At 67.5% G+C, this 25,915-nt stretch carries 1 protein-coding gene; it reads left to right on the top strand.

Features of this window, described 5'->3' with window-relative positions; all coding sequences use genetic code 11:
* Positions 1–14 precede the first annotated feature (14 nt).
* Positions 15–25,880, top strand: coding sequence for a non-ribosomal peptide synthase/polyketide synthase (locus ABZX86_RS22775; RefSeq protein WP_355126453.1), 25,866 nt, complete (start codon positions 15–17; stop codon positions 25,878–25,880).
* Positions 25,881–25,915 lie beyond the last annotated feature (35 nt).

Here is a 25,915-nt window from a genome sequence, read left to right as displayed (position 1 = left end):
CTTCAGGAGGCGGGATGCACGACCACCGATCACCCCTGCGTGCCCTCGAGGGTCACCCGCCTACCTATCCGCTGACCGCGGCACAGCATGCGATTCGGCTGCTCCAGCAGTTGGCGGGTGCCACACCGGTATCGAACGCGCTGTACCTCGAGCTCGCCGGTGAACTCGACACCGCGCTGCTGATCGCCTCGTTCGGGCAGGCGCTCGACGAATTCGAAGTCAGTCGCGTGCGCGTTGTCGAGGTGGACGGACAGCCGAGGCAGGTGGTGGACGAGACCGCCAATGGCGCGGTGCAGTACCTGGATTACACGTCGGCGCCCGATCCTGTTGCCGCAGCGCTGGAGTGGATGCGCGGCGACTACCGCGCACCCATCGATCTGCCGCACGGCCCGGTCGTGATGGGCGCGCTGGTGCGGGTCGCCGAGCGGCGGTGGTTCTGGTACCTGCGTGCCCATCACATTGTGATGGACGGCATTGCCGCACTGAACATCCTCACCCGGAGCGCACAGCTGCACACCGCCGCGCTGGAGGGCAAAGAGCCTGGGCGACAGGCGATTCGATCGCTGGGCGACATCGTCGCCGCGGACGAGCAGTACCGCGCCTCGCACCGATTCCACGACGATCACGTGTTCTGGTCGAAGTATGTGGCAGAGCTCCCCCAGCCGGTGACGCTGACCGATCAGGTCGCGCTCGCCGAAGACCACCCGCTCTCGGTGAGTGCGCTGCTGTCCGCCGAGACCGACAATGCGCTGCGTACCGCCGTCGCGACGGGATCGGCCGGACCGGCGGTGTTCGTCCTCGCCGCGTTCGGTCTGTACCTGGCACGCATGACCGGGTCCGACGATGTGGTACTGAGTCTGCCGGTGGCCGCGCGCGTCACGGCGGCGATGAGCCGCTCCGGCGGCATGACCGCCAATATCGTGCCGTTCCGGATCACCGTCACCCCCGGCCTCACCGTCGGGGCACTGCTCGAGCAGACCCAGCGCACGCTGATGGATGTCCTTCGCGGACAGCGCTATCGGCACGAGGATATGCTCGCGGACTCGGAATCGGTTGCCGCCCGTCATCTTCCGCAGGCCGCCGGGCCGATGGTCGACCTGATGATTCTCGATACGAAGATCGTCCTCGGCGATATCACCGCCCGGTTGCAGGTACTGACCCCGGGATTGGTGCCCGACCTTTCGGTGAACGTCTATCCGGCCGTCGGTGGCGAGAGCACCCGGCTCGACTTCTTCGCCAACCCGAGCGTTTACACCTCCGACCAGATCGCCTACCACCACCGGCGTTTCGCGCAGTTCCTCGACACCTTCCTGCACTGTGTGCTCACCGATGCCGGGATTCGGGTGCGCTCGGTGGAATTACTCGAATCCGACGAGCGCCAGGAGTTGCGGGAGTCGGGCGCCGGCGGTTCGGGGCCCGCGCGGGTCACATTGCCCGACATGCTGTCTCGGGCGGCGGCAGCGCACCCGGACCGGCTCGCGGTCCACGACGCCGCGCACACCTGGACCTACCGCGAGCTGGACGAATGGTCGAATCGGTGCGCGCGGACGTTGATCGACTGCGGCGCCGGCCCGGAAACCACGGTGGCGGTGGCGATGCCGCGCTCCGCGGCCTGGCTGCGTGCGGTCTGGGCGGTCGCCAAGACGGGCGCCGCGTTCGTGACTGTGGATCTCACCCAGCCGGTCGAACGGAATCGGTTCATTCTCGCCGATTGCCCGGCCACCATCCTGCTGATCAGCAGTGAAACCACCACGGACGCAACCGGGTTGGACGGGCCCAGCGTTCGGGTGGTCGATATCGACCAGCAGTACGAGGGCAGCGCTGCCCCGATCACCGACGCGGATCGCCGCGGTGCGGTGCGGATCGGCAATACCGCGTACATCGTGTACACCTCGGGCTCGACGGGCACACCGAAAGGTGTTGCCGTCACCCACGCCGGGCTGTCCGGCGTCTCCGATACCCTCGCGCGGCAGTATCAGCTCGATGGCAACTCTCGCGTATTGGCCGTCGCCGCACGCACTTTCGATGCGGCCGTTTTCGAACTCCTGTCGGCGGTACCGGTCGGCGCGGCATTGATCGTCGCTCCCGCTGATGTGTTCGCCGGTGCGGCGCTCGCGGAGTTGATGTGTGCCGAGAGAGTGACGCATGCCTGTTTGACTCCAGCCGTCGCCGCCACGCTCGATGCGCGGCAACTCGATGCCCTGCACGTGCTCATGGTCGCCGGCGAAGCATGTCCGCCGGCACTGGTGCGGCAGTGGTCGGGTAGCGATGCCGCCGGTATTCGCCTGCTGTACAACCTGTACGGGCCGAGCGAGGCCACGATCTGGGTCACCAGCGCGGCCTTGCGCCCAGGTGACGAGGTGTCGCTGGGTACTCCGATCCCGGGAGTCCGGCTGTCGGTCCTGGATGCCTGGTTGCGCCCGTCCTCATTCGGTGTGGCGGGCGAGTTGTATGTGTCCGGTCCGGGTGTGGCACGCGGTTACCTCGGCCGTTCCGGGTTGAGCGCGGCATCGTTCGTGGCCGACCCGAACGGTCCGGACGGTGCGCGGATGTACCGCACCGGAGATGTGGTGCGCTGGGAGCGCCGTGGCGCCGGCGGCGCGCGGCTGGTCTTCGTCGGCCGCGCCGATTCCCAGATCAAGATTCGCGGCCAGCGACTCGAACTCGGCGAGATCGAAGCCGCACTGACCGGCCTGGACGAGGTGCGGCAGGCCATCGTCACCACCGCGGGCGAAAATGCCGAAACGGCATGGGTGGCGGCCTATCTCACCGCGACACCGGGCCACGCCATCGATGCGGGCACGGTCCGCCAGGCGGTGGCGCGGCGGCTGCCGTCGTACATGGTCCCCGAGACCATCACGGTGCTCGACGAACTCCCGATGACCGCGACGGGGAAGGTGGATCGGCGAGTCTTACCGGCGCCGCAGCGCCCGGTGGCGACCTACCGCGCCGCCTCATCCCCGTTCGAGGAGATTGTCGCCGCCACGTTCGCCGAAGTACTCCATATCGAGCGCGTCGGTGTCGACGACGATTTCTTCGCCCGTGGCGGGCATTCGATTTCGGCGACGCGGGTGGCCGCGCGATTGGCCGAGGCGACCGGCCGCGCGGTCGGCGTCCGTGACATATTCGACGCCCCCACTGCCGCCGGACTGGCCCGCGTGCTCACCGAACGCGAGATCGGCCCGGGCCGGGTGCGGTCGAAGCTGGTCGTTCGAGAGCGGCCCGCGCAAATACCATTGTCGTTCGCGCAGTTGCGAATGTGGTTCATCAACCGGTTCGAGCCCGAATCGCCGACCTACAACATTCCGCTGGTATTCCGTCTGGCCGGAACGCTGGATACCGACGCGCTGAGCGCAGCGCTCGGTGCGGTGGTCGCGCGCCATGAGGTGCTGCGGACACGCTATCCCGAACTGGACGGAGTGCCGCACCAGCAGGTCGTGCCGAGCGCGGCGGCGGCCCCGGTCCTCGAGGTGAGCGGCGTCGACCCGGAACGGGTGAACGATGCGGTGGCCGAGCGGGTCCGCCGCGGATTCGACCTGCGGGCGGATATGCCGTTGCGGGCCACGGTATTGCGGAGCGGTCCGTTCGAGCACGTCGTGGTGCTGGTGCTGCATCACATCGCGGCGGACGGCCTGTCGATGGCGCCGCTACTGCGGGACCTGTCGACGGCGTACGCGGCATATTCGGCGGGGCAGCAGCCCGGATGGAGCCCGCTGCCGGTGCAGTACCCGGATTACGCACTCTGGCAGCGCGAACTGCTGGGTTCGGAATCCGACTCCGACAGCGCCTTCATGGCTCAATGCCGGTACTGGGAACGGGAGTTGGCCGATGCGCCGCAACCCGTATCACTGCCTGCCGATCGGCCGCGCCCGCCGATACTGAGCAATCGCGGTGACGTCGTCGAATTCACCATCGACGCACCGCTGCTCGAGGCGATCCACCGGCTCGCCCGCGAGCGCCGCGTCAGCGCGTCGATGGTGCTGCAGGCGGCCCTGATGGTGCTGCTGTCGCGGCTGGGAGCCGGACCGGACGTTTCGATCGGCGGTCCGGTGGCGGGGCGCACCGATGAGGCACTGCGGGAGTTGGTCGGGTTCTTCGTCAATACCTGGGTGCTGCGGGTGGATCTGTCCGGGAACCCGCGTTTCGAGCAGGTGCTCGACCAGGTCCGCGGTAAGGCCCTGACCGCCTACGAGAATCAGGACGCGCCGTTCGAGCGGCTGGTGGAACTGCTCAATCCGGCCCGGTCGACGGCCTATCACCCGCTGTTCCAGGTATCGCTCGAGGTACAGAACGGTGGCCTGCCCGCACTCGAACTGCCCGGCCTGGTCGCCGAATTCCTGCCCTTCTCCACCGGCAGCGCCAAGAACGATCTGCATTTCGATCTGATCGAAATCCCCGGCACCACAGCAACTCCCGCAATGCTGACCGGCCGGATCGAATACGCCACCGATCTGTTCGACCGCTCCACGGTGACCGGCATCGCCGACCGCTTCCTCCGGGTGCTGCGCGCGGTGAGCGCCGATCCGTCGGAAGCGATCACCGATATCGGCCTCCTGGACGAGGCGGAGCGCAAACAACTTCTGACGCAGTGGAACCCGCCGCTCGCGACCGCGATGCCGGAGACCACGATCGCGGCGGCGTTCCGCGCACGCGTCGATTCGGCGCCGGCCGCCGTCGCACTGCGGTTCGGCGACGAGCAGCTGACCTACGCGGAATTGGCTGCGCGGGTGGATGTTCTGGCGCGGGTGCTGGTGGGCCGGGGCGTCGGCCGGGGTGCGGTGGTGGCGGTGGCGCTGCCACGATCGACAGATCTGGTGACCGCCCTCCTGGCGGTGGTGCTGGCCGGTGGCACGTATCTGCCGATCGATCCCGAATACCCCAGCAGCCGTATCGAATTCATCCTCGCCGACGCTGATCCGCTGCTCGTATTGACGACGGCCGCTACCGCAGCGGTAGTGCCGCTGGGTGAGCGCGCGGCGCTGTGCCTGGATACTGCTGACCTCGCAGGCGAGTCGTCCGGTCAGAGTTTGCCGATGCTGTCGCCCGCCGATGCAGCGTATGTCATCTACACCTCGGGTTCGACCGGCCGCCCGAAAGGTGTTGTCGTCGAACATCGCGGCGTGGTCAATATGGCGAAGTACGGATGGCCCGGTGGACCGGGTGAGCGAGTACTGCTGCATTCGTCGATGGCCTTCGACGCGTCGGCATACGAATTGTGGCCCGCATTGCTCGCGGGATCCACCATCGCCATCGCCCCGTCCGGCCGATCGGATATCGCGGAGCTGAGCCGGGCCATCTCCCGGCACGATGTGACGGCGCTGTATGTGACAACCCCGCTGTTCGAGATACTGGCGAGCTCCGGGCCGGAACTGACACTCGATTCGGTACGCCGAGTGGTCACCGCCGGTGATGCGCTGCGGCCGGTCGCGGTCGCCCGCTTCCACGACAGGTGGCCCGGAATCGGCGTGGTCAATGCCTATGGGCCGACCGAGAATACGGTGTGCGTCTCGGCGTACGAGATCCCCGATTCGGCGGAATGGACGAGCGCGAGCAGTGTGCCGATCGGTATCCCCGTCGGGGGTATGCGCTTGTTCGTGCTGGATTCGCGGTTGCAGCCGGTGCCGGCAGGCGTGGCGGGCGAATTGTATGCGGCCGGAGTGCAATTGGCGCGCGGGTATCGAAACCGGCCGGGTTTGACCGCGGAGCGGTTCTCGGCCTGCCCATTCGGGGCCGGTGAGCGCATGTACCGCACCGGCGACGTGGTGCGGTGGCTGCAGCGTCCGAACGACAGCACCGGCGTGCTGGAATTCGTCACTCGCGCCGATGAACAGGTCAAGGTGCGCGGCTACCGGATCGAACCCGGTGAGGTCGAGACCGTCTTGGCCGCACACCCGCTGGTTTCGCAGTCGGTGGTGATCGCCCGGGAGATCGGTTCCGCGACTGTGAATTCAGTGACTGCGGCGGACAAGCGGCTGATCGGCTACGTCGTGCTCGAACGCACCGATGCGGTGCGAGACGAGGCCGTTCTCACCGTCGAGATGCGGCGCTTCGTCGCGGATCGGCTGCCGGAGTACATGGTGCCGTCGGCGATCGTCGTACTCGCCACCCTGCCGTTGACACCCAATGGAAAGGTCGATCGGCGCGCACTGCCCGCGCCGACCTTCGCCGCCTCGGACTGTCGCGCCGCGCTGACACCGGCCGAGGAAATCGTCGTCACCGTCTTCGCCGAGGTGCTCGGCATGGAGCGAGTGGGCGTCGACGACGATTTCTTCGCACTCGGCGGACATTCACTCTCGGCCATGCGCGTGGCCTCGCGAATGACCGCGGTGCTGGGCACCGAAGTGGGGGTGCGGGATGTGTTCGAGGCCCCCACTCCCGCTCGCCTGGCGCATGCGCTTGCCGAACGACGCGCGGACCTCGATCCGGCACGACCGGGGCTGACGGTTCGCGAGCGCCCGGAGCGAATGCCGTTGTCGTTCGCCCAATCCCGGCTGTGGTTCATCAACCGATTCGAAATGGATTCTCCGGCCTACAACATTCCGATGGTGCTGCGCTTGCGCGGGCCGTTGGATCAGGAGGCATTGACCGCGGCATTGAACGATGTGGTGGCGCGGCACGAGAGCCTGCGCACCATTTTTCCGGATGAGGACGGGGTGCCGTTCCAGCGCATCCTGCCGGTCGGCCTGGCCACCACCACGATCGAGACAGGTACGGTCGATCCCGCGGAGCTCGAGCAGACCCTGGCGGTTCTCGTGCGCCGCGGGTTCGACGTGTCGTCGGAGCTGCCTTTGCGAGTGACGCTGTTGCGCAACGGTTTCAACGACCACACCGTGGTGCTGGTCTTGCACCATATCGCCGCGGACGGTTGGTCGATAGCGCCGTTCGTGCGAGACCTCACGGCGGCGTACGCCGCGCGCCTCGAGAGCCGGGCACCGCAGTGGACGCCATTGCCGGTGCAGTACGCGGACTTCACGCTGTGGCAGCGTGAGACATTGGGTGCGGAGTCCGATCCGGACAGCGTGCTGGCAACCCAATTCCACTATTGGGAAACCGAACTCGCGGATGCCGCGCAGCCGATCACGCTGCCGCTGGACCGCCCGCGCCCGGCGATTGCCAGTAATCGCGGCGATGTCATCGAGTTCGCCTTCGCACCCGCGCTGTGCGAGCGGCTGTATCGACTCGCCCATGACCGCCAGGTGACGGTGTCGATGCTGTTGCAGTCGACGCTCGCCGTATTGCTGTCACAGGTCGGCGCCGGCGAGGACATCTCCATCGGCGGCCCGGTCGCCGGGCGTACCCAAGAGGCGACGCACGACCTGATCGGTTTCTTCGTCAATACCTGGGTGCTGCGGGTGGATCTGTCCGGCAACCCCCGCTTCGAGCAGGTTCTCGACCAGGTCCGCCGTAAAGCCTTGACCGCCTACGAGAATCAGGACGCCCCCTTCGAGCGGCTGGTCGAATTGCTGCAACCGACGCGCTCTCCGGCGTACCACTCGCTGTTCCAGGTGTCGTTCGCACTGCAGAACAACCTGCTGCCCGATCTGCGGCTGCCGGAGCTGGAGGCGGAGATCGTCCCGGCGATCACCGGAACCGCCAAATTCGATTTGCACATCGATGTGGCCGAACGGGTGAATCCGGCGGACAGTGCCGCCGCCCCCGTATTGGCGGGCCGCATCGAATACGCCACCGATCTGTTCGATCGCGCCACCGTGACCGATCTCGCCGCTCGTTTCCTGCGGCTGCTCGACACCGTGGCCACGGACCCGGAAATGCCCATCGGCCGCATGGATATCCTCGCGCCCGAGGAACGCGACCGGTTGCTGCGGGTCTGGAACGACACGGCGGCCCCGGTGCCGGAGGAGACCTCCCTTGCACGCCTGTTCGCTCGACATGTAGCAGCCACACCGGATGCGGTCGCTGTCGCGCACGCGGACGGCGATATCACCTATCGCGAATTGGCCGCGCGGGTCGGTGTTCTGGCCCGGGTGCTGCGGGATCGGGGTGTCGGCCGCGGTTCCGTGGTCGCGGTGGCAATGCCACGGTCCGTGGATCTGGTGACCGCGGTGCTGGCGGTGGTGGTGGCCGGCGGCGCGTATCTGCCGATCGATCCCGAATATCCCACCAGCCGTATCGGATTCATCCTCGCCGACGCCGATCCGCTGCTCGTATTGACGACGGTCGCCACCGCAGCGGAATTACCCCTGGGTGAGCGCGCGGCGCTGTGCCTGGATACCGCGGACCTCGACGGTGAGTCCGGCGGTGATTTGCCGGCACTGTCGCCGGGCGATGCCGCGTATGTGATCTACACATCGGGTTCGACGGGCCGCCCGAAAGGCGTTGTGGTCGAACACCGCGGCGTGATCAATATGGCGGTGCACGGCTGGCCCGGTGGACCGGGCGAACGGGTGCTGCTGCATTCGTCGATGGCGTTCGACGCGTCGGCGTACGAGTTGTGGCCCGCCTTGCTGGCGGGATCCACCCTGGTCATCGCACCGCCCGCTCGGCTCGACCTTCCCGCGCTGATGCGCACCATCTCCAGCCATGGCGTCACCACGATATTCGTGGCAACCGCTCTCTTCGAACTGCTCGCGACCGCCGGACCCGAACTCGATACCGCTCCGGTGCGTCAGGTCGTCACCGGTGGCGACGCCTTGAGTTCGGCTGCGGTAGCCCGATTCCGGGATCGCTGGCCGGGTGTCGATATCGCCAATGCCTATGGGCCGACCGAGAATACGGTCTGCGTATCGACCCAGGAGATCCTCGGATCGAGGCCCTGGGCCGCCGCTGCGCGGATACCGATCGGTGCTCCGGTGGCGAATGTGCGAGTGTTCGTTCTGGATTCGCGGTTGCGTCCGGTGCCGGTGGGCGTGGCCGGCGAATTGTATGTAGCCGGAGCACAATTGGCGCGCGGGTACGCGGGCCGGCTCGGGTTGACCGCGCAGCGGTTCGTGGCCTGCCCGTTCGGCGGCGGCGAGCGGATGTACCGCACCGGAGATGTGGTGCGGTGGCTGAAACCTTCGGACGAAGGCGCCGGAGTACTCGAATTCGCCGGCCGGGCCGACAATCAGGTCAAGGTGCGCGGGTATCGGATCGAGCCCGGCGAGGTCGAAGCGGCATTGCTGGCGCATCCGGCCGTATCGAGCGCGGTGGTCGTGGCCCGCGCCCTCTCCGACGCCCCCACCGACGCCGTGGCCGACAAGCAGTTGGTCGCCTACATTGTTCGCGATCGTGAATCCACCGTCGGCGATGACAGCGACCGCGCGGCCGAACTGGTCGGCCATTGGCGAGACGTGTACGACAACCTGTACGCGGGCAAGGAGAGCTATCTCGGCAACGGCCGGGAATTCACCGAGCCGATGGCATTGGATGCCGATTTCGGCGGCTGGAACAGTAGTTACACCGGAGAGCCGATTCCCGTTGGACAGATGCGGGAGTGGCGGGACGCGGTCGTGGACCGGGTGCTCGGTCTGCGGCCCGCACGGGTACTGGAAATCGGTGTCGGCTCGGGCTTGCTGATGTCGCGACTGGCGCCGCAGTGCGAGGAGTACTGGTGCACCGACTTCTCGGCGGCGACCATCGAGAATCTCCGATCGCGGCTGTCCGAATCGGCGGTGGACTGGGCGGATCGAGTGCGCTTGCGCGTGCAGTCCGCCGACGATGTCTCGGATTTGCCGCCGGACCGATTCGATGTGGTGGTGCTGAATTCGGTCGCACAGTACTTCCCGAACGGCTCCTATCTGATCGACGTGATCGACAAGGTCATGGGGCTGCTGGCCCCCGGTGGCGCGTTCTTCGTCGGCGATATCCGCAACCTGACGCTGCTGCGCGAATTCGCCACCGGCACCCAGCTGTCCGGCGGCGGGGACCAGGACACGGTGGCGGCGGTGCGCGAGCGCGCACGGCGCGCCCTGATGGCCGAACAGGAATTGCTGGTCGCCCCCGAGTTCTTCTTCGCACTGCGGGACCGGGTCCCGGCCGTGGCGGCGGTGGATATCGAGTTGAAGTACGCGCCGGTCGACAACGAATTGACGCGATACCGCTACGACATCGTCCTGCGCAAGTCCCCGGCACAGATTCGGTCCCTGGCCGATGTGCCGCAGCGTGCCTGGACCGAATTCGGTGACCTGCGCGGGCTGCACGCCCAGCTCCTCGCCGAACAGCCCGAAAGCCTGCGCATCATCGGAATACCGCAGGCCGGAACGGTTCTGGACGTAGCGGCCACTCGAATTGTGGACACCGCCGCCGAGCACGAACACGTGGCCGATCTCGATCTGGGCACCACCACCGCCGCGGTGCTGCCGCACGAGATCCGGACGCTCGGCGCGGAATTGGGCTTCACGGTGATTGTCACCTGGTCACCGGTCGCCGGTCGGATGGACGCTGTCCTCGTCCGCGGCGCGGACGAGACCACGGTCTTCGATGACGTCTATCTGAGCGCGGGACCACTGGATTCGCTGGGCGCCTATGTGAACGACCCCGGAATCGGCGATCTGGTGGCCGAGATCCGGGAATTCTCGGCAGAGCGGTTGCCGGAGTTCATGATTCCGGCGGCCATCGTCATCCTCGACGAGCTGCCGCTGATGCCCAATGGCAAGGTGGACCGCCGCGCCTTACCTGCCCCCCAGCTGTTCACCCTGGCGTATCGGGCTCCGTCGACACCGATGGAAGAGATCGTCGTCTCGGTATTCGCCGAAGTACTCGGCGCGGACCGGGTCGGCGCCGATGACGATTTCTTCGCATTGGGCGGGCATTCGCTGTCGGCGACGCGGGTGGCCGCACGCGTGGCGAGTGCCACCGGCATCACGGTCGAAGTGCGCGATGTGTTCGACGCACCGACCGCTACCCGATTGGCCGCGGTATTGGCCGAGCGGTCCACCGCGGCACAGCCGAGTTCGATATTGGCGCCGCAGGACCGGCCGGCACGAATTCCGCTGTCGTTCGCGCAGTCTCGAATGTGGTTCATCAACCGATTCGAGCCGGACTCCCCCGCGTACAACATCGCCATGGTGCTGCGTTTGCGCGGGCAATTGGATTCGGCCGCGCTGTGCGCCGCCTTCGATGATGTCGTGGCTCGGCACGAGAGTCTGCGCACGGTGTTTCCCGACGAGAAGGGAATTCCGTGCCAGCGGATTCTGCCTGCCGGCGGCGTGGAGATCGCGACGGAGACAGTCGATTCGATCGATGTCACGCATCGGGTGACAAGCATCGTGCGGCAGGGATTCGATGTGTCCGCACAACCGCCGTGGCGAGTCGCGGTGCTGCGCAGTGGATCCGATGACCATTCGCTGGTCGTGGTGCTCCACCACATTGTCGCGGACGGGTGGTCGATAGCACCGCTGGTGCGTGATCTGGCGCTGGCGTACACCGCGCGCCGGGCGGGGCGGGAGCCGCAGTGGGCGCCGCTGCCGGTGCAGTACGCCGATTACACCCTGTGGCAGCGCGAGGCGCTCGGTGCGGAGTCCGATCCGCAGAGCGTGGTCGCGCGGCAGATCGATTATTGGACAGGTCATTTGGCGGGGCTGCCGGATCGGCTGGAGTTGCCCGCCGATCGGCCGCGGCCGGTGGTGGCCTCGCAGCGTGGCGGCACCCATTCGTTCACGCTGGACGCGGCGACGGTGGCCGGGTTGGGCGCCCTGGCGCGAGCCCATCGGGTGACGGTGTTCATGGTGGTGCACGCCGCGCTGACCATGGTGCTGTCGCGGTTGTCGGGCAGCGCCGATATCGCGGTGGGCACTCCCATCGCGGGTCGCGGCGCGGCGGCGCTGGACGGGCTGATCGGCATGTTCGTCAATACGCTGGTACTGCGCACCCGGGTCGATGAGGCCTGTACCTTCACCGACCTGCTCGACCACTGCCGTCAGGTGGACCTGGCCGCGTTCGCGCACGCCGACATCCCGTTCGAACGCGTCGTCGAGGCCGTCGACCCACCCCGCAGCCAGGCCCATCATCCGCTGTTCCAGGTGATGCTGGCCTTCCAGAACCTCGATCTGGACCCGGCCATGGCGCAGCTGCCCGGACTCGAGGTCGAGCCGCTGCAGAGTCTCGATATCGGGGTGGAACGCTTCGATCTCACCATTACCGTCGCCGATATTCCGGACAGCACTGACGCCGACGTCGATCGCGGCGTACCGATCACCATCAGCTTCGCACTCGACCTGTTCGACGAGTCGACGATCGTCGCGCTCGCAAACCGCCTGCAGCGCACCGTGCGCGCCGTGGTGGCCGATCCGGCGATCGGCCTGCGCGAGCTGGACATTCTCGCACCGGACGAGCGAATGCTGTTGCGCCAGTGGGGTGATGGCGGCGCCGGCCCGGAGCCGGAAATGCTGGGCGAGATGCTCGCCCGCGCCGCGGTGGAATTCCCGGCGCGGCCCGCGGTCGTGGACGCCGGGCAGGAATGGACGTATCAGGAACTCGATACTTGGTCGAATCGGTGTGCGCGGGCGCTGATCGAGCAGAGGGTCGGCCCGGAAACCGTGGTGGCGATCGCCATTCCCCGTTCGGCGGCCTGGATGCAGGCGGTGTGGGCGGTCGCGAAGACCGGGGCCGCATTCGTCTCCCTCGACCCGGCGCAGCCGCGCGAGCGCAATCGCGGCATCCTCGCCGATTGTGCGGCCGCGGTACTGCTCACCGCCGGCGACGATGCGCGAGCCATCACCGGGGAATGGGAAGCGCCCGGGATCGCCGAGTTCGATCTGGACGGGTGGGACCTGTCCGCCTGGGACGCCACCCCGATCGAGGACGGTGATCGCCTCGGCGCGATGCGGCCGGACAATACCGCCTACATCGTCTACACCTCGGGGTCGACCGGTACGCCGAAGGGCGTGGCGGTCACCCATGCCGGACTCTCCGCCATTGCCACGGCGCAGCGCCGTCGTAATGGGACCGATGCCCGGTCGCGGATATTGGCCGTTGCCTCACGCACTTTCGATGCGGTGATCTTCGAGCTGATGCTCGCGGTACCCGCCGGCGCCGCACTGATCCTGGCTCCCGGCGAGGTTGTGGCCGGGCCGCCGCTGGCGGAATTGCTGCGCGCGCAACGCATCACCCATGCCTTCCTGTCGCCGATGGTCGCGCTGTCGGTCGAGTCCGACGGACTCGATGACCTTCGTGTCCTGTCGACCGGCGCCGAAGCATGCCCACCTGAACTGGTGGTGCGATGGTCGGGAACCGATGCCGCCGGTCTCCGGCGTGTCCACAATCTGTACGGACCCAGCGAGGCCACAGTCTGGGTGACCGGCACGGAACTGACTGCCGGAGCACCGGTTTCGGTCGGTACGCCGATTCCCGGGACCCGTTCGATGGTTTTGGACGCCTGGCTGAATGTGGTGCCACCGGGTGTGGTCGGCGAGCTGTACGCCGCCGGACCGGGCGTGGCACGCGGATATCTCCACCGCACCGGCCTGACATCGGCGGCGTTCGTGGCCGATCCGTTCGGACCTGCCGGATCCCGCATGTACCGCACCGGAGATCTGGCGCGCTGGCTGCCGGACAGCGATGCGGGCGCGGTATTGGCGGTCGTCGGCCGTGCCGACAACCAGATCAAGATTCGCGGCCAGCGCCTGGAGCTCGGCGAAATCGAAAGCGTACTCACCGAACTCGACGACGTGCGGCGCGCCGTTGTCGTTCACGTCAACGGCGGTGCGACCGGCGAGGCTGCGCGGCTGGCCGCCTACGTCACCCCGGCACCGGGTCATCTGCCTGATCCGATCGCCATCCGGCAGGCGGCAGCGCGGCGGCTCCCGTCGTACATGGTCCCCGACACCGTCACGGTCCTGGACGAACTGCCACTGACCACGAGCGGAAAAGTGGACCGGCGAGCTCTGCCGGTGCCGCAGTGGGCCACCACGACGTACCGGGCTCCCGCCACCCCCATCGAAGAAGCGGTGGCCGCGGTATTCGCGCAGGTCCTCGGACTCGATCAGGTGGGAGCCGACGACGATTTCTTCGCCCTGGGCGGCGACAGCATCGTATCGATCCAGCTGGTCGCCCGGGCGAAGGACCGCGGTGTGGTGTTCACGCCGCGGCAGGTGTTCGAGGCGCGGACGGTTGCCGCGCTGGCAGCCCTGGCCGAATCGGTCGAGCCGGCAACGGTTCTCGCGGAATTGCCCGGCGGTGGCGTCGGTGAACTGCCGCTGACGCCGATCGTCCGGTGGATGGTGCGGCAGGGCGATTTCCGGCGGTTGAATCAGACCCTGGTGCTCACCGCGCCGGTCGGATTGGATCGTGCCGGTTTGGTCGCGATCATGACGGCGGTGATCGACCGGCACGACATGCTCCGGGCCCGGTTGTGGCACAGCGGGCGGGACTGGCGGCTCGAGACGCGGCCGAGCGGGATGGTGGACGTCGAGTCGCTGGTGCATCCAGTGGTCATCGCCCCGGATATCGCCCCGGAGCGCCGCCACCAGCTCGTGACAGCGGAGGTCGCTGCCGCACTGAATCGGCTCGATCCGGCCACTGGTGTTGTGCTGCAAGTGCTCTGGTGTGCGCCCGCCGAGGCGGCACAAGCCGGTCAGCTGATCTTCGTCGCGCATCACCTTGTGGTGGACGGTGTTTCGTGGCGCATTATGCTTCCCGATCTGATGTCGGCATGGCAGCGCTACCGCGCCGATGGTGTGGTCACGATGCCCCCGACAGGTACGTCGATGCGGCGCTGGGCACACGGCCTGGCCGAGGAGGCGCGGTCGCCGCGGCGGGTGGCGGAACTGCCGCTGTGGCAACGGATCGTCGACGGGCCGGACCCGCTGCTCGGCTCGCGAGCAGTGGACCCCGTTCGCGATGCCGGCGGAATACGCCTTCGGCGCGTGCAGGTGTCACCGGAGATCACCGAGGCCTTGCTGACGCGGGTGCCCGCGGCATTCCACGGTGACGTACAAGACGCGCTGGTAGCCGCGCTGGCCCTGGCAGTGATGCGATGGCGAGCCGGTCGAGGCGTCCTGGAGTCGTCGACGCTGTTGCGACTCGAGGGCCACGGGCGCGAAGAACAGGTACTCGACGGTGCGGATCTGACCGCGACGGTCGGCTGGTTCACGACGGTGTACCCGGTCCGGATCGATATGGCGGGAATCGATCTCGACGATGCCTATGCCGGCGGATCGGCCATCGACACCGCGATCAAGAGCACGAAGGAGCACCTGCGCGCAATCCCGGACCACGGGATCGGCTACGGGCTGCTGCGCGAACTCAACCCGGACACGGCGCAGGCCTTGCCCGCCGGGCAGCCCGCACAGGTCGCCTTCAACTACCTCGGCCAAGTGTCGCCGAACCGATCATCCAGCGGGATAGTCAGTTCCGAGTTCGCTGTCACCGATGAACTCGGCACTCCGATCGCCGATGAGGACCTGCACGTCCTGGCTACGGCCGTTGTCGATATCACGGCGGTGGTCACCGAGGGGCGCCTGTCGGCCACCTTCGGCTACCCCGAAGCCGTGCTCGGCGAGGCGGAAGTCGATGAGCTGTCCCGCTTGTGGGTCGACGCACTGCAGGCCGTTGTCACCCGGCAGCGGGACCCGCACTCCGGTGGGCATACGCCCTCCGACTTCCCCTTGGTGCGGGCGACCCAATCCGATATCGCGACCTGGGAGGCGCGCTACCCGAGCCTGGTCGACGTGTGGCCGTTGTCGCCGTTGCAGACCGGACTCCTGTTCCATGCGCGGCTGGCCGAGTCGCGGGTGGACGTGTACGCGGTCCAGCTCGCGATCACGCTGTCGGGTTCGGTGGACGCCGAACGGCTGCGGCACGCGGCCGAGGCCCTACTGCGGCGGTATCCGAATCTGCGGGTGGCCTTCGGCGCCAGTGCCGAGGGCGAAGGCGTGCAGCTCATCGCCGACGATGTGGTGCTGCCGTGGCGCGAGATCGACCTGCGCGCGGTGGCGGATTCCGAATCCGCGCTGGCGGAGGTGATCGACCGGGACAAGGCCGAATCGTTCGATATCGAAACGGCGCCGCTGCTGCGGTTCACCCTGGTCGCGGTGGCCGAGGATCGGTTCACCCTGCTGCTCTCGTATCACCATGTGCTGTTCGACGGTTGGTCGATGCCGTCGCTGCTGCGGACCTTGCTGGCGGTGTACGCGGCGCCGAACAGCGTCGCGGTCGCGGAGTCGGCGGGTTCGTACCGGTCGTATCTCGACTGGCTCGGCCGACAGGATTCCGAGGCCTCGTTGCAGGTGTGGCGAGACGCGCTCGACGGCGCCGAGGCGACGCTCGTGGCTCCGCACGCCGTGGCCGCGGAATCGACAGCGCGAATGAGCAATGTCGCACTGGATTTCGACAGCGGGTTCACCGACCGGTTGATCGCCTCGGCCTCCTCCGCCGGGGTCACGGCGAACACCGTGTTCCAGGTGGCGTGGGCAATTGTCCTGGGGTATCTGTCCGGGCGCGACGATGTCGTCTTCGGTGCCACGGTCTCCGGGCGGCCCGCCGAGCTGCCCGGTATCGAATCCGCGGTCGGCCTGTTCATCAACACCATCCCGGTGCGGGTGCGCCACCGCTCCGGCGAGCCGATCGCAGCGACCCTGAACCGGGTGCAGGCGGAACAGTCGGGATTGCTGGGACACCACCACATCGGCCTGACCGATATCCATGCCGCACTGGATGTTTCGTCCCTGTTCGACACGGTGCTGGTCTTCGAGTCCTATCCGGTCGACAAGGCCGCGCTCGCCGCACAGGCCGCGGCGCTCGACGGCATGGCCGTCGAGGATCTGCGGTCGAACGATTCCGCGCACTATCCCCTCGCGCTGATCGTCGTCAAGGGCGAGCCGTTCCGGGCCCAGTTGCAGTATCAGCCCGGGGTATTCGCTCCCGAGTGGGTTCAGGATTGCGCCGACCGCCTGGCGCGGGTACTGGATGCGATGACCACGCATTCGTCGACCACGGTGGAGTCGATCGATATATTGTCCGCCGCCGAGCGGGCCCGGCTCGTGCCGGTGCGAGGGCTCCCGGCGCAGCCGGCGCGACCGCTGGCGGACCTGCTCGTCGCGGGTGCCGCCCTCGATCCGGCCGCACCCGCGGTGATATCGGATGCGGTGACAATGACTTTCGGTGAGCTGGACAGCTATTCCAACCGATTGGCGCGGTGGCTGATCGGACGCGGCATCGGGCCGGGCGATGCGGTCGCGCTGGCGCTGCCCCGGGGTATCGAGTTCCTCGTCGGACTGTGGGCGGTCACCAAGGCCGGTGCGGCCTTCGTTCCGATCGACCCGCGCCATCCGCTGGATCGGGTCGCGGTCATGGTCGCCGATTCCGCTGTGCGCCTTGCTTTGTCGGTCGAGGCGACACTGCACACAGTGCCGGGGACGGTCGATCGGCTGCTGCTCGACGGGCCGGATCTTCCGGCACGCCTCGCGGAGTACTCCGCGGGCGCGGTGACCGACGCGGTCCGGGTTCGCCCGCTCCGGCCGGGACATACCGCCTACGTGATCTATACGTCCGGGTCGACGGGCACCCCGAAGGGTGTGGTGGTCACCCATGACGGCCTGGCGAACTTCACCGCCGAGCAGCGTGAGCGCTACGACCTGAACGAGAGCTCCCGCGTACTGGCCGTATCCGCGCCGGGTTTCGATGCGGTCATGATGGAACTGCTGATGGCGCACCCGAACGGGGCCGCGCTGGTGGTATCGCCGCCGGATATATTCGGTGGCCAAGCACTCGCGGAAATCGTGAGGCAGCAGCGGGTTTCGCATGCATTCGTGACGACGAGCGTTTTGGCGACCATGTCGCCCGCCGGACTAGATTCACTGCGGGTGCTCGTCACCGGTGGCGAGCGCGTGCCCACGGAGCTGGTGGCGGCCTGGGCGCCGGATCGGCGACTGTACATCGCATACGGGCCGACCGAGACGGTCATTGTCACCCTCCTCAGCGATCCGATGGCTCCGGATGCGCCGGTGACGCTCGGCGGGCCGATCCGCGGCATCGAGGCGGTGGTCCTGGACGCACTGCTGCGGCCGGTACCGGCCGGCGTGCGTGGCGAACTGTATCTCGGCGGTATTCAGCAGGCGCTGGGCTACTCGAACCGGCCGGCACTGACGGCCGCGTCGTTCATCGCGAATCCGTTCGGTCGCAGCGGTTCTCGCCTGTATCGCACCGGAGACCAGGTGTGCTGGAACGCCCAGGGCACCCTGGAGTTCCTGGGACGCAACGACTTCCAGGTCAAGGTGCGCGGACAGCGAGTCGAGCTGGGTGAGATCGAGGCGGTGCTCGCCGACCAGGAGGGGGTGAGCCGGGCCATCGTGGTGCAGCACGCGACATCGCACCGACTCATCGGCTATCTCGTCGGCGCCGGTATCGACGCCGCGCAGGTGCTGGCCGCCGCCCGGCATCGGCTGCCTGTGCACATGGTGCCCGATATGTGCTCTGTCCTGGCCGAATTGCCGCTCACGGTGAGCGGCAAACTCGATCGCGCGGCACTGCCGGAACCGGAGGCGCTGACGCGGGACTACCGTGCGCCCTCGACGCCGGCCGAACAGCTGGTGGCGGAGGTGTTCGCCGAGCTGCTCGGGGTCGACCGGGTCGGCGCGGACGACGATTTCTTCGCACTGGGCGGGCATTCGCTGTCGGCAATGCGAGTGACCTCGCGGGTGTCCGCGATCGCGGGTGTGCGGATCGGCGTGCGCGATGTGTTCGAGGCGCCGACTCCCGCGCGGTTGGCGCGGGTACTCGATGCCGGCGCCGATGGTTCGGCGGAAACCGCGCTGATCGCCCGGGAGCGACCCGAGCGGGTACCGCTGTCGTTCGCCCAGTTGCGCATGTGGTTCATCAACCAATTCCACGGTGCGTCAGCGGCTTACACCATTCCACTGGTATTGCGGTTGACCGGTGAGTTGGACGGCGATGCCCTGATCGCGGCGATCGGCGATGTGGTGGCGCGGCACGAGAGTCTGCGCACGGTATTCCCCGACGAGGCGGGGACGCCGTTCCAGCAGGTGCTGCCCGTCGATCAGGCTGTGGCCGGCGTCGAGGTGCGGTCGGCGGCTCCGGCACAGCTCGAGGCCGCCATTGCCGAATCGACTCGGCACGGATTCGACTTGTCGACCGAACTGCCCCTGCGGGTTACGTTGCTGGACAGTGGTTCCGGTGCACACGTGTTGGTGATGGTGCTTCACCACATTGCCGCGGACGGGTGGTCGATCGCGCCGCTGGCGCGGGATCTGTCGACCGCGTACGCGGCGCGGCGGTCGGGACGGTCCCCGGAGTGGGCGCCGTTGCCGGTCCAGTACGCGGACTACACGCTGTGGCAGCGTGCGACGCTGGGTGCGCCCACCGATTCGGAATCGACGTCGGCACGCCAACTCGCCTATTGGACAGCGCATTTGACGGGGCTGCCCGACCGGCTGGAGTTGCCTGCCGATCGGCCGCGACCGATGGTCGCCTCGCACGACGGCGACAGCTACCCGTTCGTCCTCGACGCCGGATTGTTCGCCAAGGTGGGCGAGCTGGCGAATACCCACGGGGTGACGGTGTTCATGGTCGTCCACTCGGCGGTGGCGCTGTTGCTGTCGCGGTTGTCCGGCGCCGGGGACATCGCCGTCGGAACGCCGATCGCGGGGCGGGGTGCGGCGGCCTTGGACGAATTGATCGGCATGTTCGTCAATACCTTGGTATTGCGGACGCGGATCGACGAGGCCGGTTCGTTCACCGATCTGCTCGACCAGGTTCGGCGGGTGGATCTCGATGCCTTCGCCAATGCCGACATTCCGTTCGAGCAAGTGGTGGAGGCCATCGAGCTGCCCCGGACCCAGGCGCATCATCCGCTGTTCCAAGTGATGCTGGCATTCCAGAATCTCGACCTGGATCCCGCCTCGGCTCAGCTGCCGGGGATAACGGTCGAGCCGATGAATCTCGGTGCCACCGATGAACGCTTCGATCTGTCCATTACCGTCGCCGACCTTCCGGATTCGAATGGTGACATCCCGGTCAGCATCGGTTATGCCACCGAACTGTTCGATCGGTCGACGGTCGCGGAGATGGCGCACCGGCTGGAGCGCATCCTGCGCTCTGTGGTGGCCGATCCCACGGCTGAATTGCGTGAGCTCGAGGTGCTCGATGCCAGTGAGCGGAAGTTGTTGCGGGAGTGGGGCGATGGCGGCGAAGGACCGGATCCGAGCACGCTGAACGAGATGCTCGACCTGGTCGCCGCACGGTTCCCGGATCAGCTCGCGGTCGTCGACGCGATGCATCGCCTGACCTATCGGGACCTGGATCTCTGGTCGAATCGATGCGCGCGGATGCTGATCGACCGGGGCGCCGGTCCGGAAGCGGTAGTGGCGATTGCGCTCCCGCGCTCGGCGGCATGGGTGCGGGCGGTATGGGCGGTCGCGAAAACCGGCGCCGCCTTCGTCTCCATCGATCCGGCACAGCTGCCGGAGCGGAATCGATTCATCCTCACCGACGTCGCCGCGACGGTGGTGCTCGGTGCCGGTGGAGCATGGGACGATGGCGGAATTCCGGTCATCGATCCGGACCGGCTCGATCCGGCCGACTACAGCGCCGCACAGGTGACCGACGCCGATCGACGCGGTGCCGTGCGGTCAGGCAATACCGCCTACGTCGTGTACACCTCGGGGACGACCGGTACGCCGAAGGGCGTCGCCGTCACCAATGCCGGGTTGGCGGCCGTCGCGGCTGCGCAGTGCCGGCAGTTCGGCCTCACCGCCGATTCCCGCGTATTGGTTGTCGCCGCACGCACTTTCGATGCGGCGGTGTTCGAAATGCTGTCGGTGGTTTCGGTCGGTGCGGCACTGGTGGTCGCTGCCGGTGACGCTTTCGCCGGTGCGCCGCTGACCGAGTTGATCCAGGCCGAGGGTGTCACGCACGCCTGTATGACTCCGGCGGTGGCGGCCACGATGGAGGCCGGGCAGCTCGACAGTCTGCGCGTGCTGATGGTCGCCGGTGAAGCGTGCCCGACGGCGCTGGTGCGGCAATGGTCGGGCACCGATACCGCCGGTGTTCGCAGGTTGTACAACCTGTACGGGCCGAGCGAGTCCACGATCTGGGTCACTGCGGCCGAATTGCTTGTGGACGAACCGGTCTCGCTGGGCGGGCCGATTCCGGGCGTCCGGCTGGCGGTGCTGGATGCATGGCTGCGTCCGGTACCGGCGGGCGTGGTCGGAGAGCTGTACACCGCCGGTCCCGGTGTGGCGCGCGGATATCTCGATCGGGCGGCATTGACGGCGGCATCGTTTGTCGCCGATCCCGCCGGGCCGGACGGGTCGAGGATGTATCGCACGGGAGATCTGGTGCGGTGGATGCCGATCGGCGAGCGCCGTGCGCTGATGTTCGCCGGCCGTGCCGATCGTCAGGTCAAGATCCGGGCCCAGCGCCTCGAACTCGGCGAGATCGAAACCGCATTGGCGCAGCTGGACGAGGTACGGCACGCGGTGGTCATCACGCACACCTCGGGAGGTGACGAGGCAAGCGCGACAGTGCGTTTGGCTGCCTACATCACCGCCGCGCCGGGTCATCTGCCCGACCCCGCCACGGTCCGGCAGGCAGTCGCACAACGACTGCCGTCGTTCATGGTTCCCGACACCATCACGGTGCTGGAGGAACTGCCGCTGACCTCGAGCGGCAAGGTGGATCTGCGCGCACTGCCCGCCCCGGAGTGGGTGGCTGTGGCGTATCGGGCCGCCTCGACGCCGTTCGAGGAGATCGTGGTCGCGGTGTTCTCGGAAGTGCTGGGAGTGGAGCGGGTAGGGGTCGACGACGACTTCTTCGCGCTCGGCGGGCATTCGTTGTCGGCGACCCGGGTGGCGGCGCAGGTGGCCGCGGCGGCCGGCGCCGATCTGGGCGTGCGGGATGTATTCGACGCGCCGACGGCGGCCCAGCTGGCGCGGGTGCTCACCGAGCGCTCGACCGGCGGCGCCGACCCGGTGTGGTCGAGTCTGGTGGTTCGGGAGCGGCCCGAATACCCGCCGCTGTCGTTCGCGCAGTGGCGAATGTGGTTCATCAACCGGCTCGAACCGGACTCACCGGCCTACAACATTCCACTCGTGCTGCGCTTGACCGGCGAGTTGGATATCGCGGCCATGACCGCGGCCATCGGTGATGTGGTGGCGCGCCACGAGACCCTGCGCACGGTGTTCCCGGATCAGGAGGGGAATCCGTACCAGCGCATCGTGCCGATTGCCGAGGCCACCACGACCGTCGAGGTGCGGACCGTCGATGCGGGCGATATCGAGCAGGCGGTGCTGCCGCTGGTGCGGCGCGGGTTCGATCTGCCGAGCGCGCCGCCGCTGCGGGTCACCTTGCTGGACAGCGGATCCGACGTGTACGTACTCGTGCTGGTCATGCATCACATCGCGGCGGACGGCTGGTCCCTGGCGCCGCTGGCGCAGGATTTGTCGCTGGCGTATGCGGCGCGGCTGGCCGGGCGGGATCCGGAGTGGGCCGGGCCCTTGCCGGTACAGTACGCGGATTACACGCTGTGGCAGCGTGAGCTGTTGGGGACGGAGTCCGACCCGGTCAGCGTGTCGGCGCGTCAGGTCGGGTACTGGACCGGGCAGTTGGCGGGTCTGCCGGATCGGCTGGAGTTGCCTGCCGATCGGGCACGGCCCGCGGTGGCCTCACATCGCGGTGACACGTATTCCTTTGCGGTGGACGCGGAAACGGCGGCCGGGCTGCACCGGGTCGCGCGGGCACATCACGCCACCATGTTCATGGTGATGCACGCGGCGTTGGCGGTTGTGCTGTCGCGGGCGTCGGGCACCGGCGATATCGCCGTGGGCACTCCGATCGCCGGGCGCGGCGCCGCGGCATTGGACAGCCTGATCGGCATGTTCGTCAATACTCTGGTGCTGCGTACCCGGGTCGATGAGGCCACCTCGTTCGGTGAGCTGCTGGATGAGTGCCGTCGTATCGATCTGGAAGCGTTCGCGCACGCCGATATTCCGTTCGAGCGGGTGGTGGAGGTGGTCGATCCGCCACGCACCCGGTCGTATCACCCGCTGTTCCAGGTGATGCTCGCGTTCCAGAATCTCGATCTCGATCCGACGGACGAGCTGCTGCCGGGAATTCGGTGCACACCAATGGATCTCGGCTCCGGGGTCGAGCGATTCGATCTCACCGTCACCGTATCCGATACACCGGGCGCCGACGGCGGGCTGATGGTCGGGGTGAGCTTCGCCCTCGATCTTTTCGATCGGTCGACGATTGCCGCGATGACAGGCCGGTTGCAGCGAATCATCGGTGCTGTGGCCGCCGATCCGGCAGTGGGATTGCGTGATATCGATGTGCTCGATTCAGCGGAGCGACTGTTGTTGTCGCAGTGGGGTGATGGCGGCGCCGGACCGGAGCCGGTCACGCTGACCGAGATGCTGGGGCGGGCCGCCGCCGAGCACGCGGATCGGCTCGCGGTTGCCGATTCCAGGTGTGAGTGGACGTATCGGGAGCTGGATGAGTGGTCGAATCAGTGCGCGCGGAAACTGATCGAGTCCGGCGCCGGGCCGGAATCCGTTGTTGCGGTGGCAATTCCGCGATCTGCGGAGTGGGTGCGCGCGCTGTGGGCTGTCGCCAAGACCGGCGCCGCATTCCTGTCCGTCGATCCCGGTCAGCCGGCCGAGCGTAATCGGTTCATCCTCGCTGATTGCGGGGCGGCCGTCGTGCTCACCAACAGTGAAATCACCTCGCGGGCAACCGGATCGAGTGCAGCCGATGCAGATCTGCCGGGTGGAATTCGGGAGATCGACCTGCACGGGCTCGACCTTTCCCCGTACAGCGCCGCTCCGGTCGGCGATATCGACAGGGGCGGGGCGGTACGGCCGGTCAATACCGCCTATGTCGTCTACACCTCGGGATCGACCGGTATGCCCAAGGGCGTGGCAGTCACCCATACGGGATTGGCCGCGGTCGCCGCGGTCCAGCATTCGCGCTGTCAGCTGACCCCGGACTCCCGCGTATTGGCCGGTGCCGCACGCACTTTCGATGCGGCGATGCTGGAGCTGCTGCTGGCTGTACCGGCCGGTGCGGCATTGGTCGCCGCCCCCGACGATGTCTTCGCCGGGGAACCGCTGGCGGAATTGATGCGCGGCGAGCGCATTACGCACGCGTTCATGGCGCCGGCGGTCGCTCTCTCGGTCGATCCCGCCGGGCTCGATGACCTGCGGGTGGTACTGAGCGGTGGCGAGGCATGCACGCCCGAGTTGGTGCGGCGCTGGTCGGGTACGGACGCCTCCGGTATGCGCCGGCTGCACAATGTGTACGGGCCGAGCGAGTGCACGATGTGGATTACCGGTTCGTTCCTGGACAACGGTGACACGGTGTCCGTGGGCGGTCCGATTCCGGAAGTTCGCCTGGTGGTGCTGGATTCGTCCTTGCGGCAGGTGCCGCCGGGTGCGGTCGGCGAGCTGTACGTGGCCGGTCCGAGCGTGGCGCGCGGATATATCGACCGGCCGGGGTTCTCCGCGGCGCGGTTCGTGGCCGATCCCTTCGGGTCGCCGGGCTCACGGATGTATCGCACCGGCGACCTGGTGCGGTGGATGTCCGATGCCGACGATGCGGTGCTGATGTTCGTGGGCCGCGCCGATTTCCAGGTCAAGATTCGAGGTCAACGGCTCGAACTCGGCGAAGTCGAAGCGGCGCTGGCGGGTTTGGACGACGTGCAGCACGCGGTTGTCATCGTCCACACCTCCGAGTCCGATGTCGGCGGTGCGCGCTTGGCCGCCTACGTCACCGTCGCGCCAGGGCGCAGCCTCGATGCGGCGGCGATCCGGCAGGCGGTGGCGCAGCGGTTGCCGTCGTTCATGGTCCCCGACACCGTCACCGTGCTGGATACCCTGCCGCTGACCGTGAATGGGAAGGTCGATCGGCGGGCACTGCCTGCCCCCGAGTGGGTGGTCGCGACATATCGGGCGCCCTCGACGCCGCTCGAGGAAATCGTGGTCGCGGTGTTCTCGGAGGTGCTGGGAGTCGCGCGGGTAGGAGTCGACGACGACTTCTTCACCTTGGGCGGAACCTCGGTCGTCGCCATGCAACTGGTGTCCCAGCTCCGCGCACGCACCGGGACAGCCGTCCCCTACCGGCTGCTCTTCGCCGATTCGACACCGGCATCGCTCGCGCGGTACCTGGCAAAACCGCAGTCCGAGATGGGCGTATCCCTCGGTGTGCTGTCGCCGCTGCGTTCAACGGGTCACAAAGCACCGCTGTTCTGCGTCCATCCCGGTGGTGGCCTGGCATGGGTATACGGCGCACTCGCGGGTCATCTGGACCCGGATCGCCCCGTCTACGGCCTTCAGGATCCCTACATCGTCGAGGACGGCCCCCGGCTCGAATCGGTGGACGAGTACGCCGAGCGCTACGTCGAGGAAATCCTGAAGTCGTTCCCCGACACCACCTATCACCTGCTCGGCTGGTCCCTGGGCGGAAAGATCGCCCACGCCATGGCAGCCCGACTGCAACAACTCGGTCACCCCGTCGGACTGCTCGCCCTCGTCGACGCGGGCATCGCCGAGAACCTCCCCCAGACCCCCGAACCGGATGAGGAGCAGTCCGACCGCGCACTGACCGAATTCCTCCGCGGCTGGCGTGATTTCCTCGGCATGACCGACGATCAGCAGATCGACAACCCCGCCGAGCTGCTGCCGCTACTCGCCGACCGCCTCAGCAGCGAAGGCATCCTCACCGCACAACAGGTCGAACGAGTAACCGAATGCTTCACAACACCGGTCTCGCACACACCCGCATATTTCCACGGCGACGCCGTCCTGTTCATCGCCGCCCGCGAGTCGTACCGAGACCAGATAGCCGAAACCTGGCACGGGCACATCACCGGAGCCATTAGTGAGATCCCGATCGACGAATGGCATACCGGAATGCTGAATCCCCAGGGCGCCAGTGCAATCGGCCCGATCCTCAACACCCTGCTCCGAGACAGCGACAAGGAGATCTGACAGACAAGCAGAGACCGGTCAGCGGCGATCCGCAA

The organism is Nocardia sp. NPDC006630, assembly GCF_040611495.1.
Taxonomy (GTDB): domain Bacteria; phylum Actinomycetota; class Actinomycetes; order Mycobacteriales; family Mycobacteriaceae; genus Nocardia.
Note: the sequence above shows the minus strand (reverse complement) of the source record. Positions and strands in the feature narration are given on the sequence as shown.